Raw genomic sequence first — 16980 nt, forward strand, 5'->3', positions numbered from 1 at the left:
TGATGCTGCATAACTCCATTCTCGACGTGATCGGCCATACCCCGATCGTACGTCTGGCGCAGTTTTCCGAAGACCTCGGCATTGAGGTCTATGCCAAGCTGGAATCCCTCAACCCGGGCGGCAGCCACAAGGCGCGCATCGCCCTGGGCATGATCCTCGACGCCGAACGCCGTGGCGTGCTGATGCGCGACTCCGGGCAGACCATCATCGAACCCAGCGGCGGCAATACCGGTATCGGCCTGGTGATGGCGGGCAATGTGCTTGGCTACAAAGTGGTGCTGGTGATTCCGGACAACTACAGCCCCGAAAAACAGAAGCTGCTGCGCCTGTACGGCGCCCGGGTGGTGCTGTCGGACAGCCGCCTCGGTAACAATTCCCACGGCGAAAAGTGCATGGAGCTGCAGTTGGAAAATCCCAACTACGTGATGCTCAACCAGCAACGCAACGGCGCCAACCCGCAAACCCACCGCGACACCACCGCGCCGGAAATCATCCGCGCCTTCGGTGAGCGGCGTGTGGACTACTTCGTCAGCGGCATCGGCACCGGTGGGCATATCACCGGTATCGGCGAAACCCTCAAGGCCGCCTGGCCGGCGATCCGCGTGATGGGCGTGGAGCCGGAGGAATGCGACCTGCTCAAGGACCAGCACGCCTCGCACGCCATCCAGGGCCTGTCGATTGGGCTGATCCCGAGCATTCTCAACCTGGACGTACTGGACGGCATGCTCAAGGTGTCGCACTCGGCGTGCCTGGAAATGATCAAACGCATCATGCGCACCGACGCCATCAGTCTGGGGCTGTCCTCAGCCGCCAACATGGTCGCAGTCGCCCAACTCGCCCCGGAACTGCCGCCCGAAACGGTGGTGCTGACCATGGTCTACGACAATGCCGACAGCTACCTGCCCAGTTTCGAATAACCGGTTACCCAACCAACCAGAATGCGGGGGTGCCTCCATGGGAGGCTTTATCGACATGCAACAGCTGCACGATGAGTTGCTGACCCACCTCATCCAAACCCTGACGCCTGCGCAGATGAAGCAACTGGAACCGCACCTGGCGCCGCTGGTGCAGACTGCCGCCCAGGCGGTGGCCGAGGACTTGATCGCCTACGCCTATCGCGACCCGGCCTCGCGCGGGCGCGGCGAATTGATCCTGGAATCCTACGCCTCGTTCAAGGCGGTGTTGTTCTACCGGCTTGCGCACCTGGTGTGGAATTTCCCGGAGCCCGCCCCCGGCGTCTTTACCCGCATCGCCCTCAAGCTCAGCAACCAGGGCAAGATCCTCTCCGGGGCCGAGATTCACCCGGCTGCGCGCATCGGCCGGCGCTTTGTGCTGGACCATGGCTACGGCACGGTCATCGGCGAAACCTGCGAGATCGGTAACGACTGCTACATCCTGTGTGGCGTGACCCTGGGCGCGCGCGGTATCGCCAACAACCCGGACGGCAAGCGCCATCCACGCCTGGGCAACAATGTCGAGGTCGGCGCCGGGGCACGGGTGCTGGGCTATGTGCAGATCGGCGACAACGTATTTATCAGCCCCTCCTGTGTCATTACCCAGGACGTGCCGGCGGGCACCAAGGTCAAGGTGGTCAACCAGATCCAGCTGCAGAAAAACGATGAATCGGATCACAGCAGCTACCTTGGCGCATTCGCCCTGGATGAGCGCCTGCACGTGGTCGGCGAGGTGGATGCCGGCCATAAGGTCACGGTGCTGGACGCCGACTTCCATCCGCTGCCAGGGCTGATGCTCGAACCCACGGTGAAAGAGCGTCATCACCTGCAGTTTCGCCTGCGCCGCCTCGATACCGGCGAGCAACTGCCGCGCCTGCCGCTGAATCTGAAAGTCTGCGGCCCCGCGTTCGAGATCACCCTGCTCTCCCCCCCTGGCTTGAGCGCAATGGTGCGTCACCTGCTGCAAACCAGCCCACTGATCGTCGGAGGTTGAACATGTCCGTGCATACCATGGAAACCCTGGCGCTGTTCGACAGCGCACCTTATCAAAACGCCTTCAGCGCCCGGGTGATTGCGGTCAGCGAGCATGGCGTCGCCCTGGAGCACACGCTGTTCTACCCCACCGGCGGTGGGCAACCGGGTGACACTGGCCACCTCACCCTGGCCGATGGCACCCGCGTGGCAGTCACCGGCACGGTGCGCGATCCGGTGCTGCGCTCGATCATCTGGCATCAGGTGGAACAGTGCCCCGCGCACCTGACCGCTGGCGTCCAGGTAGACGCCGGCCTGGATTGGGAGCGGCGCTACCAGCATATGAAGATGCATACTTGCCTGCACTTGCTGTGCTCGATCATCGACGCGCCGGTGACGGGATGCAGTATCAGTGCAGACAAAGGTCGCCTGGATTTCGACCTGCCGGAAATGACCCTGGATAAAGACACCATTACCCGCGACCTTAACGCCTTGATCGAACAGGCCCACGCGGTGAAAACCCTGTCGATGCCGGCTACGGAATATTCGACGCTGCTGCAGATCACCCGCACCCAGGCCGTTGCGCCGCCGGTCATCCAGGGTTCCGTACGGGTGATTGAGATTCCCGGCATCGACATCCAGCCGTGCGGTGGCACCCATGTGCTCAACACCGAGGAAATCGGCCGGGTGTTCTGCGAGAAAATCGAGAAGAAGAGCAAGCACAACCGTCGGGTGATTTTGCGGTTCGAAGGCTGAACACAAGCAAGAAAATGTGGGAGGGGGCTTGCTCCCGATAGCGGTGGATCAGCCAATGAACCTGTTGACTGACACTCTGCTATCGGGGGCAAGTCGAATCGTCGCACCGCCCCTCTCACATTGGGTTGTGTGGTGTTTTTCAGATCATGAACAGGTCCATGAATCGGTTGACGGGGGTCGCTTCCAGCCGTGCCTGGTCCTTGCACAACGCAAAGATTTCGGCACTGCGCTGCGCGGTAAACCGCGTCGCCAGGTTGGCTTTGAACTTGTCTTCCAGCAGCGGGATTCCATCCTCTCGACGACGACGATGGCCAATCGGATATTCCACCGCCACCTGCTCGGTGCAGGTGCCGTCGGTGAAGAACACCTGCACCGCATTGGCGATGGAGCGCTTGTCGGCCTGCAGATATTCGCGGCTGTAACGGGGGTCTTCGACGATCACCATTTTCCCGCGCAGCTCATCGATGATCGGGTGGGCAGCATGGAATTGATCCTCATAGTGCTCGGCCACCAGGTTGCCGAAGGCCAACGGCACGGCGGTCATGTATTGCAGGCAATGGTCGCGGTCCGCCGCGTTGGCCAAGGGGCCGACTTTGGAAATGATGCGAATCGCCGACTCGTGGGTGGTGATCACGATGCGCTCGATTGCATGCAGGCGGTTCTTCACCAATGGATGCAAGGTCACCGCCGCTTCGCAGGCCGTCTGCGCATGGAATTCAGCGGGGAAGCTGATCTTGAACAGCACGTTTTCCATCACGTAGGTACCGTAGAGCTGGGACAGGCTGAACCTGCGTTGCTCTTCAGGTTTGAGGGCCAGATCCTTGTTGGTATGGCTGAACAATACGTCGTAGAACCCCCACTGTGGCGCGCTCAGCACGCCGGGGATACCCATCTCGCCGCGCAATGCGATATCCGCCAGGCGCACCCCGCGACTCGACGCATCGCCCGCTGCCCAGGATTTGCGCGAACCGGCGTTCGGCGCATGGCGGTAAGTGCGCAACGCCTGCCCGTCGACAAACGCATGGGACAAGGCCGCGAGCAATTGCTCACGGTTGGCGCCCATCAGCTTGGCGGTGACTGCCGTCGAGGCGACTTTCACCAGCAGCACATGGTCGAGGCCGACGCGATTGAAGGCGTTTTCCAGAGCAATCACGCCCTGGATTTCGTGGGCCATGATCATGGCTTCCAGCACGGCGCGGACGGTCAACGGTGCCTCGCCATGGGCCACGCGTTTTTGCGACAGGTGATCGGCCACGGCGAGGATGCCGCCCAGGTTGTCCGAAGGGTGGCCCCATTCAGCCGCGAGCCAGGTGTCGTTGTAGTCGAGCCAGCGCACGATGCAGCCGATGTCCCAGGCGGCCTTGACCGGGTCCAACCGCAACGAAGTGCCCGGCACCCGTGCCCCGAACGGCACCACGGTACCCTCGACGAGCGGCCCAAGGTGCTTGGTGCACTCAGGGAAGCGCAAGGCCAGCAGGCCGCAACCGAGGGTGTCTATCAGGCAGTTGCGGGCGGTGTCCAGTGCGGCCTCGGACTCGATCCGGTAGGTGAGGACATAGTCGGCAATGTCCTGCAGGACCTGATCGTAGTCGGGGCGATGGTTCTGGTCGACGTTGGCGCTCATGGCAGTTCTCCAAAAAGGTGGTTTATTCCTCAGGGTCACGGTTGATCATCAGGGCCGGTCTGGTTGCCTGCCTTGGAATAGAGATCCCTTGTGGGAGGGGCAAGACCTATTGCCAGTCAGTTAAGGCTTTTGGTAGGAGCGAGCTTGCTCGCGAAGAACTCAGGGCCCCCGCGTTTATCCAGAATGAACGCGTTGCCTGGGCGTTTTTCGCGAGCAAGCTCGCTCCTACATTGAATCGCTCAAACCCCCTCCCACAGGGATGGGGTTGGGCTTTAGAAGGCATCGCCGGGAACACGCACAAACCCCTCCATCAACACCCGCGCACTACGGCTCATGATGGCTTTCTTCACCACCCATTCACCGTTCACTTGAGTCGCCTCGGCACCGACGCGCAAGGTGCCCGACGGATGCCCGAAGCGCACGGCATTGCGCTCCATGCCACCTGCCGCCTGGTTGACCAGGGTGCCGGAAATCGCCGCCGCCGTGCCGATCGCCACCGCCGCCGTGCCCATCATTGCGTGGTGCAATTTGCCCATGGACAACGCCCGCACCAGCAAATCCACATCGCCGGCCTTGATCGCCTTGCCGCTGGACGCCACGTAATCCGCAGGCTTGGCCACAAACGCCAGCTTCGGTGTGTGCTGGCGCAGGGCTGCTTCGTCCAGGTGCTTGATCAGGCCCATGCGCAACGCGCCATAGGCACGCACGGTCTCGAACATCGCCAGGGCTTTCGGGTCGCCGTTGACCGCGCCTTGCAATTCAGTGCCGGTGTAGCCGAGGTCTTGAGCATTGATAAAAATCGTCGGGATGCCGGCGTTGATCAGGGTGGCCTTGAAGGTGCCGACGCCGGGCACTTCCAGCTCATCGATCAGGTTGCCGGTGGGGAACATCGAGCCACCACCGCCCTCTTCTTCCGCCGCCGGGTCGATGAATTCCAGCTGCACTTCGGCAGCCGGAAAGGTCACGCCATCCAGTTCAAAATCACCGGTTTCCTGCACAGCGCCGTCGGTGATCGGCACATGGGCGATGATGGTCTTGCCGATATTGGCTTGCCATATGCGCACCACGGCCACGCCGTTGTGGGGTACGCGGCCTGGGTCGACCAGGCCGGCGCTGATGGCGAACGAACCGACCGCCGCCGAGAGGTTGCCGCAGTTGCCACTCCAGTCGACAAATGGCTTGTCGATGGACACCTGGCCGAACAGGTAATCCACGTCGTGCCCGGCACGCGTGCTCTTGGCCAGGATCACGGTTTTGCTGGTGCTGGACGTGGCGCCGCCCATGCCATCGATTTGCTTGTCATAGGGGTCGGGGCTGCCGATCACCCGCAACAGCAAGGCGTCGCGGGCAGCGCCCGGTACCTGCGCCGAGGGCGGCAGGTCCTCGAGGCTGAAGAAAACCCCCTTGCTGGTGCCGCCACGCATATAGGTGGCGGGGATCTTGATTTGCGCTACGTGTGCCATGGTTAACCCCTCAGGCCGTCGCCGCCGATTCCAGGAAGTCCTGGGCAAAACGTTGCAACACGCCGCCCGCCTCGTAGATCGACACTTCTTCAGCGGTGTCCAGGCGGCAGGTCACCGGCACTTCGACACGCTCGCCATTCCTGCGGTTGATCACCAGGGTCAATTGCGCGCGCGGCGTGCGTTCGCCGACCACGTCATAGGTTTCGCTGCCGTCGATCTTGAGGGTGTGGCGGTCGGTGCCCGGCAAGAACTCCAGGGGCAACACGCCCATGCCGACCAGGTTGGTGCGGTGGATGCGCTCGAAACCTTCGGCGGCGATCGCTTCCACACCGGCCAGGCGCACGCCCTTGGCCGCCCAGTCGCGGGACGAACCCTGGCCATAGTCGGCGCCCGCGATAATGATCAGCGGCTGCTTGCGTTCCATGTAGGTTTCGATGGCTTCCCACATGCGCGTGACCGTGCCTTCCGGCTCGATACGCGCCAGGGAGCCCTGCTTGACCTTGCCGTTTTCCTGCACCATTTCGTTGAACAGTTTCGGGTTGGCGAAGGTGGCGCGCTGTGCGGTCAGGTGGTCGCCCCTGTGGGTCGCGTAGGAGTTGAAGTCAACTTCCGGCAAGCCCATTTTCGCCAGGTACTCGCCGGCGGCGCTGTCGAGCATGATCGCGTTGGAGGGCGACAGGTGGTCGGTGGTGATGTTGTCCGGCAGCACGGCCAGCGGGCGCATGCCCTTGAGCGGACGTGCGCCGGCCAAGGCGCCCTCCCAATACGGCGGGCGGCGAATATAGGTGCTTTGCGGGCGCCAGTCGTACAGCGGGGTGACTTTAGGGCCGGTGTCTTCGTGAATCGCGAACATCGGGATATACACGGCGCGAAACTGTTCCGGCTTGACCGAGGCCTTGACCACTGCGTCGATCTCTTCGTCGCTCGGCCAGATGTCCTGCAGGCGGATTTCCTTGCCGTCGACGTCGAGCCCGAGCACGTCTTTCTCGATATCGAAACGAATGGTGCCGGCAATCGCATAGGCCACTACCAGCGGCGGCGAAGCGAGGAAGGCCTGCTTGGCGTACGGATGAATACGCCCGTCGAAGTTGCGGTTACCTGACAGCACAGCGGTGGCGTAGAGGTCGCGGTCGATGATTTCCTGCTGGATCACCGGGTCGAGCGCGCCGGACATGCCGTTGCAGGTCGTGCACGCAAAGGCCACCACGCCGAAACCAAGTTTTTCCAGTTCATGCCCCAGGCCGGCCTCTTCCAAATACATGGCCACGGTTTTCGAACCCGGCGCCAGGGACGACTTGACCCACGGCTTGCGCGTCAGCCCGAGCCGGTTGGCGTTGCGCGCCAGCAGGCCGGCGGCGATCACGTTGCGCGGGTTGCTGGTGTTGGTGCAACTGGTGATGGCGGCAATGATCACTGCGCCGTCGGGCATTTGCCCCGGCACGTCGTCCCACTGGCCGCTGATGCCTTTGGCCGCCAGGTCACGGGTGGCGACACGGGCGTGAGGGTTGCTCGGGCCCGCCATGTTGCGCACCACGCTGGACAGGTCGAACCTCAGACCGCGCTCGTATTGCGCGCCTTTCAGCTCGTCGGCCCACAGCCCGGTGTGGCGTGCGTACTGTTCCACCAGGGCGACCTGTTCCTCTTCGCGACCGGTGAGCTTCAGGTAGGCGATGGTCTGCGGGTCGATGTAGAACATCGCCGCAGTTGCGCCGTATTCCGGGGCCATGTTGGAGATGGTGGCACGGTCGCCCAGGGTCAGGGCCGAAGCGCCTTCACCGAAGAATTCCAGCCATGCGCCGACGACTTTCTGTTGGCGCAGGAACTCGGTCAGCGCCAGCACCATGTCGGTGGCAGTGATGCCCGGCTGCAGCTTGCCGGTCAGCTCCACCCCGACAATTTCCGGCAGGCGCATCCATGAGGCACGCCCGAGCATCACGCTTTCGGCTTCAAGGCCGCCGACCCCGATGGCGATCACGCCCAGGGCATCCACATGCGGGGTGTGGCTGTCGGTACCGACGCAGGTGTCCGGGAAGGCCACGCCGTCGCGCACCTGAATCACCGGTGACATTTTCTCCAGGTTGATCTGGTGCATGATGCCGTTGCCGGGCGGGATCACGTCGACGTTCTTGAAGGCCTTTTTGGTCCACTCGATAAAATGGAAGCGATCTTCGTTGCGGCGGTCTTCGATGGCGCGGTTTTTTTCGAACGCCTGCGGGTCGGCGCCACCGGCTTCGACAGCCAGGGAGTGGTCGACGATCAACTGGGTCGGCACCACCGGGTTGACCTGCGCCGGATCGCCGCCTTGCAGGGCGATGGCGTCGCGCAGGCCGGCGAGGTCTACCAGAGCGGTCTGGCCGAGGATGTCATGGCACACCACGCGGGCCGGGAACCATGGGAAATCGAGGTCACGCTTGCGCTCGATCAACTGGCTCAGGGAGGCATTGAGGCTGGCCGGGTCGCAACGACGCACCAGGTTTTCCGCGAGTACGCGGGAGGTATACGGCAAGGTGGCGTAGGCGCCGGGAGTGATTGCCTCGACAGCCGCGCGGGCGTCGAAGTAATCCAGGCGGCTGCCGGGAAGCGGTTTGCGAAATTCAGTGTTCATCGTCAGGACTCGGTCACGGTATAGGGTGCTGCGGGAACCAGCCCCTGTAGGAGCGAGCTTGCTCGCGAAAAACGTCCAGGCATCGCGATCATTCAGTATGCCCGCGTTATCGTTGACGACCTTCGCGAGCAAGCTCGCTCCTACAGAGAGCAGGGTTACGCCTGCAATTCAGCGACGTTCGATTGGCACGAACTTGCGCTGCTCAACGCCGGTGTACTCGGCGCTTGGACGGATGATGCGGTTATTGGCGCGTTGCTCGAACACGTGCGCCGCCCAGCCGGTGAGCCGCGAACAAACGAAGATCGGCGTGAACAGCTTGGTCGGGATGCCCATGAAGTGGTACGCCGAGGCATGGTAGAAATCGGCGTTGGGGAACAGCTTCTTCTGCTCCCACATGGTCTTGTCGATGGCTTCGGAAACCGCAAACAACACCGTGTCGCCCACTTCGTCAGCGAGTTTTTTCGACCAACCCTTGATCACTTCATTACGCGGGTCGTTGTCTTTGTAGATGGCGTGGCCAAAGCCCATGATCTTGTCCTTGCGCGCCAGCATGCCGAGGGTGCCTTCGACGGCCTCTTCGGCCGAACCGAAACGCTCGATCATCTCCATCGCCGCTTCGTTGGCGCCGCCGTGCAGCGGGCCGCGCAGGGAACCGATGGCGGCGGTGACGCAGGAATACAGGTCGGACAAGGTCGAGGCGCACACCCGGGCAGTGAAGGTCGAGGCGTTGAATTCGTGCTCGGCATAGAGGATCAGCGACACATTCATCACTTTGACGTGCAGATCGCTCGGCTTCTTGCCATGCAGCAGGTGCAGGAAGTGCCCGCCGATGCTGGGCTCGTCGGTGACGCAGTCGATGCGCTTGCCGTCGTGGCTGAAGCGGTACCAGTAGCACATGATTGCCGGGAACGCGGCGAGCAGGCGATCGGTGACGTCACGCTGCACGCTGAAGTCTTTTTCCGGCTCGATATTGCCCAGGAACGAGCAACCGGTGCGCATCACGTCCATCGGGTGGGCGTCGGCGGGGATGCGTTCCAGCACTTCTTTCAACGCTTGCGGCAAGTCGCGCAGCTGGCTCAGCCTGGCGCTGTAGGCCGCCAGTTCGGCGCTGGTCGGCAGTTCGCCGTACAGCAGCAGATAGGCGACTTCTTCAAATTGCGCATCGGCGGCCAGTTCACGCACGTCATAGCCGCGATAGGTCAAGCCGGCGCCGGCCTGGCCGACGGTCGACAGTGCGGTCTGCCCGGCCACCTGGCCACGCAGGCCGGCACCACTCAATACTTTTGCTTCAGCCATGGTTTTTCTCCAATTTTGTCGTTATTCAAGGAGGCGCGCTTGCTACTTCTTTGCGGCAAACAGCGCGTCGAGCTTCTGCTCGAAGGTGTGGTAGTCGATACGATCGTAAAGCTCCATGCGGGTTTGCATGGTGTCGATCACGTTCTGTTGCGTACCGTCGCGGCGGATCGCGGTGTAGACGTTCTCGGCAGCCTTGTTCATGGCGCGGAAGGCCGAGAGCGGGTACAGCACGATGGAAACATCGGCAGATTTCAACTGTTCGGTGGTAAACAGCGGGGTCGCGCCGAATTCGGTGATGTTGGCCAGGATCGGCGCTTTCACCCGCGAGGCGAACAGCTTGTACATCTCAAGTTCAGTGATGGCTTCCGGGAACACCATGTCGGCACCGGCCTCGATGCACGCAGCGGCACGCTCCAGGGCGGATTCCAAACCTTCCACGGCCAGGGCATCGGTGCGGGCCATGATCACGAAGCTGTCATCGGTGCGCGCGTCCACGGCGGCCTTGATGCGGTCGACCATTTCCTGCAGGGACACGATCTCCTTGTTGGGCCGATGGCCGCAGCGCTTGGCGCCGACCTGGTCTTCGATGTGGATGGCCGCCGCGCCGAACTTGATCATCGACTTGACGGTGCGCGCCACGTTGAACGCCGAGGAACCGAAACCGGTGTCCACGTCCACCAGCAGCGGCAGGTCGCATACGTCAGTGATGCGGCGTACGTCGGTCAGCACGTCATCCAGGCCGGTGATGCCCAGGTCCGGAACACCCAGGGAGCCTGCCGCCACGCCGCCACCGGACAGGTAAATCGCCTTGAAGCCGGCGCGTTTGGCCAGCAAGGCGTGGTTGGCGTTGATTGCACCGACCACCTGCAACGGCTGTTCACTGGCGACCGCGTCACGGAAACGCTGGCCTGGGGTGCTGTTGTTCGTGGAACTCATGACTCACCTCTATTTATTGGGGAGCGCCGTCCGGGAAGTGACGGGCGATGTTGCGTTTGGAAGCGCCGATATGCCGGCGCATCAACAGTTCGGCCAGTTCACCGTCGCGATCGGCAATCGCGTCAAGAATGCGGTGATGCTCGGCAAAGGCCTGGCGTGGACGATTGGGGGTGGCGGAAAACTGGATGCGGTACATGCGCACCAATTGGTATAGCTCGCCGCAGAGCATCTGGGTCAGGGTGCGGTTGCCGGCGCCCTGGATGATCCGGTAATGAAAATCGAAGTCGCCCTCCTGCTGGTAATAGCCGACACCGGCCTGAAACGCGGCATCCCGCTCGTGGGTGTGCAATACCTGGCGCAGCTCTTCGATTTCCGCGTCGGTCATGCGCTCGGCCGCCAGCCGGCACGCCATGCCTTCCAATGACTCGCGGATTTCATAGAGCTCGATCAGCTCGGCGTGGCTCAACGACACCACGCGGGCGCCGACGTGGGGCACCCGCACCAGCAGGCGTTGGCCTTCCAGGCGGTGAATCGCCTCGCGCAGCGGGCCACGGCTGATGCCATAGGTGCGCGCCAGCTCAGGTTCGGAAATCTTGGAGCCCGGGGCGATCTCGCCCTTGACGATGGCGGCCTGGATTCGCCGGAAGACGTTTTCCGACATAGTTTGGGATTCGTCCGACAGCGCCGGCGGAGATTCCGTTTGATCCAGCATATTGTCGACACCTTTAAAAGCAATGCTGCAAAAACTAGCCAATTACCCCTGCTTAGTCAAAGAATAAATCAACATTGTCGACAATCGTCTAATAACCTCCGGCGTGGATCCAAGAGCATGGCCGCCTGCCAGCGCTGGCGCCAAAAAAGCATCATGTTAGAATGCCCGCCGCATTTGCCTGACATCGCTAGATGAAATGGCGCACGAGGGAGCTTGCGCAGTAATGCCAGTCGCCTTGAATTTCGCACTGCATCGCCTCAGGAATTATGAGACTCAAGCCCTTCCCCCTACTGTTATGCCTACTGTCCCTGCCGAGCCTTGGCGTTGCCGCCGAGAAGACGGTGTATGGCCTGAATGAATACGCCAAGCTGGCGGGCCTCGACCTGGAAGTCGCGGCCAAACTCGACACGGGCGCCAAGACCGCTTCGCTGAGTGCGCGCGATATCAAACGCTTCAAGCGCAATGGGGAATCCTGGGTACGCTTCTACCTGGCCATCGATGCCGCCCATTCCCACCCCATCGAACGTCCACTGGCCCGCGTCAGCAAGATCAAGCGCCGTGCCGATGATTACGACCCCGATGAGGACAAGCAGTACACCGCTCGTCCGGTGATTGCCCTGGATATCTGCATGGGCAGCGCTTTACGCAGCATCGAAGTGAACTTGACTGACCGCAGCACCTTCCAATACCCGCTGCTGATCGGCTCCGAAGCGCTCAAGCGCTTTGATGCGCTGATCGACCCCAGCCTTAAATATGCAGCAGGCAAACCTGCCTGCGCCGCCGACGCTCATACCGCCGAGTAAACCGAATGCGCTCTCTGACCCTGCACCTGAAAATCCTGATCACCATTCTGGTGGTGCTGGGTATTTCGGTCACCGCCTACCAGATCTTCGTGCTGGGCATCCCTGTCACCGAGGACGCCACCGATGACTTATGGAACATCGACGCGAAGGTCGAGTTCGTCGCCAACCCCAAGGACCCGGTGAAGGTTTCGATGTTCGTGCCGCCGTTGAGCCGCGACTTCGTCAGCCTCAATGAGAGCTTTATTTCGAACAACTACGGGGTGAGCGTCAATCGCGCCGATGGCAACCGCAAGGTCACCTGGTCGGCGCGCCGCGCCAAGGGCAACCAGACCCTGTATTACCGCCTGGTGCTGACCAAGCGCTACAGCGGTGAAAAGGTCAAGATCAAGGGCCCGACGTTCCGCGACAGCATCGCCGTGGAGGGCCCGGAAAAAATCGCCGCCGAAGCCTTGCTCGCGCCGATTCGCCAGCACTCGGCAGACGTCGAGACCTTTATTACCGAAGCCATCAAGCGCACCAACAACCTCAACGACGACAATGTGAAACTGCTGCTGGCGGGCGACCCATCGACGTCGCACAAGGCCAAGATCGTTGAATTGCTGCTGTCCATCGCCCACGTACCGGTGGAAAAAGTCCACACCATTCGCCTCGTCGCCGACCAGCCGCAATCTCCGGAACTGTGGCTGCGCAGCTTCAATGGGAATGACTGGCTGTACTTCAACCCGGAAACCGGTGAACAAGGCCTGCCCGCCGACCGCCTGCTGTGGTGGACCGGCGATGAAAACCTGATCACGGTCGATGGCGGCAAGAAAGCCATGGTGACCTTCAGCCTGAACAACAGCGAAATGAACGCGATTCGCCTGGCCAAGCTGACCGACGAAAACACCGACGCCAACTTCCTCGAATACTCGCTGTACGGCCTGCCGCTGCAAACCCAACAGACGTTCATGATCATGGTGATGATCCCGATTGGCGTGCTGGTGATCCTGATCCTGCGTAACCTGATCGGCCTGCAGACCCTCGGCACCTTTACCCCGGTGCTGATCGCCCTGGCCTTCCGCGAGACGCAACTGGGTTTCGGGATTGTGCTGTTTACAATCATCACCGCGCTGGGGCTGTCGCTCAGGTCCTACCTGGAACACCTGAAGCTGCAGATGCTGCCGAGGCTGTCGGTGGTGCTGACCTTCGTGGTGGTGCTGATTGCCGCCATCAGCCTGTTCAGCCACAAGCTGGGCCTGGAGCGGGGCCTGTCGGTGGCACTGTTCCCGATGGTGATCCTGACCATGACCATCGAACGCCTGTCGATCACCTGGGAAGAGCGCGGCGCCAACCATGCGCTGAAAGTGGCAATCGGCACGCTGTTCGCGGCATCCCTGGCGCACATCATCATGAGCGTGCCGGAGCTGATCTACTTCGTGTTCACCTTCCCGGCGATCCTGCTGATCCTGGTGGGTTTCATGCTGGCCATGGGCCGTTATCGCGGCTACCGCCTGACCGAACTGGTACGTTTCAAGGCATTCCTGAAGGCTGACTCCTAATGTTCGGCTTCTGGAAGACCTGGAAGGCCCTGGAAGCGCGCGGGATCATGGGCATCAACCGGCGGAACGCCGACTACGTGCTCAAGTACAACAAGCGCAGCCTGTACCCGATCGTGGATGACAAGATCATCACCAAGGAACGGGCCATGGCGGCCGGTATTCACGTACCTGAAATGTATGGAGTCATCTCCACCGAGAAGGAAATCGACAAGCTCGACGAAATCATCGGCGGGCGCAGCGACTTCGTGATCAAGCCCGCCCAGGGCGCCGGCGGCGACGGCATCCTGGTGGTGGCGGACCGCTTTGAGGGGCGCTATCGCACGGTGTCCGGCAAGATCATCAGCCATGAGGAAATCGAGCACCAGATTTCCAGCATTCTTACCGGCCTCTACTCCCTGGGCGGCCACCGCGATCGCGCCTTGATCGAATACCGCGTGGTACCCGACCAGATCTTCAAGAGCATCAGCTACGAAGGCGTGCCGGACATCCGCATCATCGTGCTGATGGGCTATCCGGTGATGGCGATGCTGCGCTTGCCGACGCGCCAGTCCGGTGGCAAGGCCAACCTGCACCAGGGCGCGATAGGTGTGGGCGTCGACCTCGCCACCGGCCTGACGTTGCGTGGCACTTGGCTGAACAACATCATCACCAAGCACCCCGATACCACCAATGCGGTGGACGGCGTACAACTGCCCAACTGGGACGGTTTCATGAAGCTGGCGGCCGGCTGCTATGAACTGTGCGGCCTGGGCTATATCGGTGTGGACATGGTGCTGGACCAGGAAAAAGGCCCGCTGATCCTGGAATTGAACGCGCGGCCGGGGCTGAATATCCAGATTGCCAACGACTGCGGCCTGACCCTGCGCACCCATGCGGTGGAGGCGCGACTGGAAGAACTGAAAGCCGCTGGCGTGAGCGAAACCCCGGAAGAACGGGTGAAGTTCGTGCAAGAGATGTTTGGCCATATACCGCCCGTGGAAGGCTGATCCGGCCTTCGAACTGTCTATCCCCGACATCCCCTCTAGGAGCAAATCCTACAGGGGACTACAATCCCCTCTCCCGCGCCACTGGCTGATCCACCCCCGCATGCCGACCTGTTCCGTTTACCCGTTGCCCTATCGAGCCAACCCCGCCGAGTATTTTGCGGCGATTCGCCATGCGCCCGGTGCGGTGCTGCTCGACAGCGGCCGCCCGGCGGCCGAGCGTGGCCGTTATGACCTGCTCAGCGCCTGGCCTGAGGCGACCTTGGCGGTTGCGCCTGACGAAAGCGGCGGCGATTTCCTGCAACGTTTGCGCAAAAGCCTGACGTACTTGGGCGAAGCGGCATTGCCCGCTGGCTTGGAGCTGCCGTTTGCCGGTGGCTTGATCGGCTATCTGAGTTACGATTTCGGCCGACACCTGGAACAGATGCCGCACCTGGCGGTAGACGACTTGCACCTGCCGGACGCGCGCTTCGGACTGTATGCCTGGGCGCTGATCAGCGATCACGCTGCGCAGTCCAGCCAACTGGTATTCCACCCCAGTCTCGCAGACAGCGAACGGCAACGCCTGATCAGCCTGTTCAGCGTCGGCGTCGGCGACAGGTCTGCGGCGTTCAAGTTGCAAGGTCCCATGGCACCGGACCTGACGGCCGAGGCCTATCGGCAGGCCATCGTGCGTATTCAGGACTATATCGAGGCCGGCGACTGCTACCAGGTCAACTTCGCCCAGCGCTTTCGCGCGCCCTGCATCGGTGATCCATGGTCCGCCTATTGCGCGCTGCGCGAGGCCTGCCCAACGCCGTTTTCCGGGTTCCAGAGCCTGCCGGAAGGTGGCGCGGTGCTCAGCCTGTCACCGGAACGCTTCGTCAAGGTCAGCCAGCGCCAGGTTGAAACCCGCCCGATCAAAGGCACCCGCCCCCGCGGCCCGACGCCGCAAGAAGATGCGGCACACGCCGCCGAACTCTTGGCCAGTCCCAAGGATCGCGCAGAAAACCTGATGATCGTCGACCTGCTGCGCAACGACCTCGGCCGCAGTTGCCGTATCGGCTCGGTAAAAGTACCCGAATTGTTCAGCCTGGAAAGCTACCCCAACGTGCACCATCTGGTGAGCAGCGTCACCGGCACATTAGCCGACGATAAAGATGCCCTCGACCTTATCGCCGGCAGCTTCCCCGGCGGCTCCATCACCGGTGCGCCGAAGATCCGCGCGATGCAGATCATCGACGAACTGGAGCCGACCCGACGCGGCCTGTACTGCGGTTCGCTGATGTACCTGGACGTGCGCGGCGAAATGGACAGCTCTATCGCCATCCGCAGTTTGCTGGTCAAGGACGCGCAGGTGTGCTGCTGGGGCGGCGGCGGGATCGTAGCGGACTCGCAGTGGGAGGCGGAATATCAGGAGTCGCTGACCAAGGTACAGGTGTTGTTACACACGTTGGAAGGCCTCTAGCACCCAAGCCACTCCTGCCGCTGAGGGCAGCGAGTTCGGCACGAAAAAACCTGAATCAGAACGGTAATGGACCAACAGTGAGCGGCGCGATAGCGTCCGACTTCCGCCGCCCACCGCCGTCTGTGAAGGATCACATATGCCACTCAATCGTCAGAGCTTGTTTCAGGGATTGCATGCTCACCCACTCGGGCCTACTATCTCCCAATATGGGAGGAAAGAGCGATGCGAATAATCGCCCTCTCAACCTTACGAAGGTTCTGGGAAAGCCACCCGGCTTCTGCCGATGCAAAAACGCCCTTGGTCGAGTGGTATCGCCATATGGAAAAGACCCTTTACCCAACACCACAGGCACTCAAGGCCGAGCTCAGGACTGCAAGCATCCTCAAAAGCGGCAGGGTTGTATTCAACGTGGGCGGCAACAAGTACCGGGTGATCATGGCGATCGATTATGAGCGACAGCTTGGCTTCATCCGCTTTGTCGGCACCCACGCGCAGTACGACACAATCAATGCGGAGACCGTGTAATGAACATCAAACCTATTCACTCTCAGGAAGACCTGGCCGCTGCGCTCGCGCGCGTCGAGCAAATTTGGGGAGCGGCCAGCGGCAGTGCCGAAGGTGACGAGCTGGAAGTTCTCGCTGTTCTGATTGAGAAGTACGAGGCGGAGCACTTTCCGATGCCGCCTTCGGACCCAGTGGAAGCGATCAAATTCCGCATGGAACAAATGGGCTTGACTGCCCGCGATCTGGAGCCATTCATCGGCCCCAGCGGGCGCGTTTCAGAAGTGTTGAACGGCAAGCGCAAGCTGAGCCTGGCGATGATCAAACGCCTGCATGAGGGATTGTGTATCCCTTATGAGCGGTTGCTGGCGGGCATTTAGGCGGGGCTGGG

General features: G+C 61.7%; 15 protein-coding genes. 9 read left to right on the forward strand and 6 right to left on the reverse strand.

Translation table 11 applies throughout. The annotated features are described in order from the left end of the window. The first annotated feature begins 2 nt into the window (after positions 1-2). From C4J88_RS19790 to C4J88_RS19800, 3 genes are read left to right on the forward strand one after another with little or no spacing between them, the layout of a single operon-like run. Positions 3-917 (forward strand): PLP-dependent cysteine synthase family protein, encoded by a 915-nt coding sequence (locus tag C4J88_RS19790; RefSeq protein WP_124407912.1) that lies wholly within the window; start codon positions 3-5, stop codon positions 915-917. A gap of 37 nt (positions 918-954) precedes the next feature. Then, on the forward strand, positions 955-1947 hold the full coding sequence (locus tag C4J88_RS19795) for a serine O-acetyltransferase (RefSeq protein WP_124407913.1): 993 nt from the start codon (positions 955-957) through the stop codon (positions 1945-1947). 2 nt (positions 1948-1949) lie between these two features. After that, positions 1950-2681: an alanyl-tRNA editing protein gene (locus C4J88_RS19800; protein ID WP_124407914.1), complete on the forward strand. Its 732-nt coding sequence runs from the start codon at positions 1950-1952 to the stop codon at positions 2679-2681. Positions 2682-2820: 139 nt separating this feature from the next. Here the strand turns inward: C4J88_RS19800 and prpD are convergent, their stop codons facing one another. The 6 genes from prpD to C4J88_RS19830 form a co-directional block, all read right to left on the reverse strand. Beyond that, positions 2821-4305: a 2-methylcitrate dehydratase gene (gene prpD, locus C4J88_RS19805; protein ID WP_124407915.1), complete on the reverse strand. Its 1485-nt coding sequence runs from the start codon at positions 4303-4305 to the stop codon at positions 2821-2823. 272 nt (positions 4306-4577) lie between these two features. Then, positions 4578-5768, reverse strand: coding sequence for a 2-methylaconitate cis-trans isomerase PrpF (gene prpF / locus C4J88_RS19810; RefSeq protein WP_124407916.1), 1191 nt, complete (start codon positions 5766-5768; stop codon positions 4578-4580). Positions 5769-5778: 10 nt separating this feature from the next. Beyond that, positions 5779-8373, reverse strand: a complete 2595-nt coding sequence (gene acnD / locus C4J88_RS19815; protein WP_124407917.1) for a Fe/S-dependent 2-methylisocitrate dehydratase AcnD — start codon at positions 8371-8373, stop codon at positions 5779-5781. A 168-nt stretch (positions 8374-8541) separates the two neighbouring features. Next, the gene (prpC, locus tag C4J88_RS19820) at positions 8542-9669 is read right to left on the reverse strand and encodes a 2-methylcitrate synthase (RefSeq protein ID WP_124363945.1); all 1128 of its coding nucleotides are present in this window, start codon (positions 9667-9669) and stop codon (positions 8542-8544) included. A gap of 42 nt (positions 9670-9711) precedes the next feature. Beyond that, positions 9712-10605 carry a methylisocitrate lyase gene (gene prpB, locus C4J88_RS19825; protein ID WP_124363946.1) on the reverse strand — a complete coding sequence of 298 codons (894 nt, stop codon included), beginning with the start codon at positions 10603-10605 and terminating at the stop codon, positions 9712-9714. A 13-nt stretch (positions 10606-10618) separates the two neighbouring features. Next, positions 10619-11317, reverse strand: coding sequence for a GntR family transcriptional regulator (locus C4J88_RS19830; protein ID WP_124407918.1), 699 nt, complete (start codon positions 11315-11317; stop codon positions 10619-10621). A gap of 266 nt (positions 11318-11583) precedes the next feature. On the opposite strand from C4J88_RS19830, the gene C4J88_RS19835 reads away from it, so the two are divergent. The 6 genes from C4J88_RS19835 to C4J88_RS19860 all read left to right on the forward strand — a co-directional run bounded on the left by C4J88_RS19835 (position 11584) and on the right by C4J88_RS19860 (position 16969). Next, positions 11584-12120 carry an ATP-dependent zinc protease gene (locus C4J88_RS19835; RefSeq protein ID WP_124363948.1) on the forward strand — a complete coding sequence of 179 codons (537 nt, stop codon included), beginning with the start codon at positions 11584-11586 and terminating at the stop codon, positions 12118-12120. A 5-nt stretch (positions 12121-12125) separates the two neighbouring features. Then, on the forward strand, positions 12126-13658 hold the full coding sequence (locus C4J88_RS19840; RefSeq protein ID WP_124363949.1) for an inactive transglutaminase family protein: 1533 nt from the start codon (positions 12126-12128) through the stop codon (positions 13656-13658). Continuing rightward, the gene (locus tag C4J88_RS19845; RefSeq protein WP_124363950.1) at positions 13658-14644 is read left to right on the forward strand and encodes an alpha-L-glutamate ligase-like protein; all 987 of its coding nucleotides are present in this window, start codon (positions 13658-13660) and stop codon (positions 14642-14644) included. Before C4J88_RS19840 ends, C4J88_RS19845 begins: the two co-directional genes overlap by 1 nt. 100 nt (positions 14645-14744) lie before the next feature. Next, a complete protein-coding gene (pabB, locus tag C4J88_RS19850) occupies positions 14745-16088 on the forward strand; it encodes an aminodeoxychorismate synthase component I (protein WP_124407919.1) in 1344 nt (447 codons plus the stop codon). A 222-nt stretch (positions 16089-16310) separates the two neighbouring features. Continuing rightward, positions 16311-16613, forward strand: coding sequence for a type II toxin-antitoxin system HigB family toxin (locus tag C4J88_RS19855; protein WP_124407920.1), 303 nt, complete (start codon positions 16311-16313; stop codon positions 16611-16613). After that, positions 16613-16969 carry a type II toxin-antitoxin system HigA family antitoxin gene (locus C4J88_RS19860; RefSeq protein ID WP_124407921.1) on the forward strand — a complete coding sequence of 119 codons (357 nt, stop codon included), beginning with the start codon at positions 16613-16615 and terminating at the stop codon, positions 16967-16969. The genes C4J88_RS19855 and C4J88_RS19860 overlap by 1 nt, the downstream gene beginning before the upstream one ends. Positions 16970-16980 lie beyond the last annotated feature (11 nt).

Origin of the sequence: Pseudomonas sp. R4-39-08 (genome assembly GCF_003852275.1) — a bacterium.
GTDB lineage: Bacteria > Pseudomonadota > Gammaproteobacteria > Pseudomonadales > Pseudomonadaceae > Aquipseudomonas.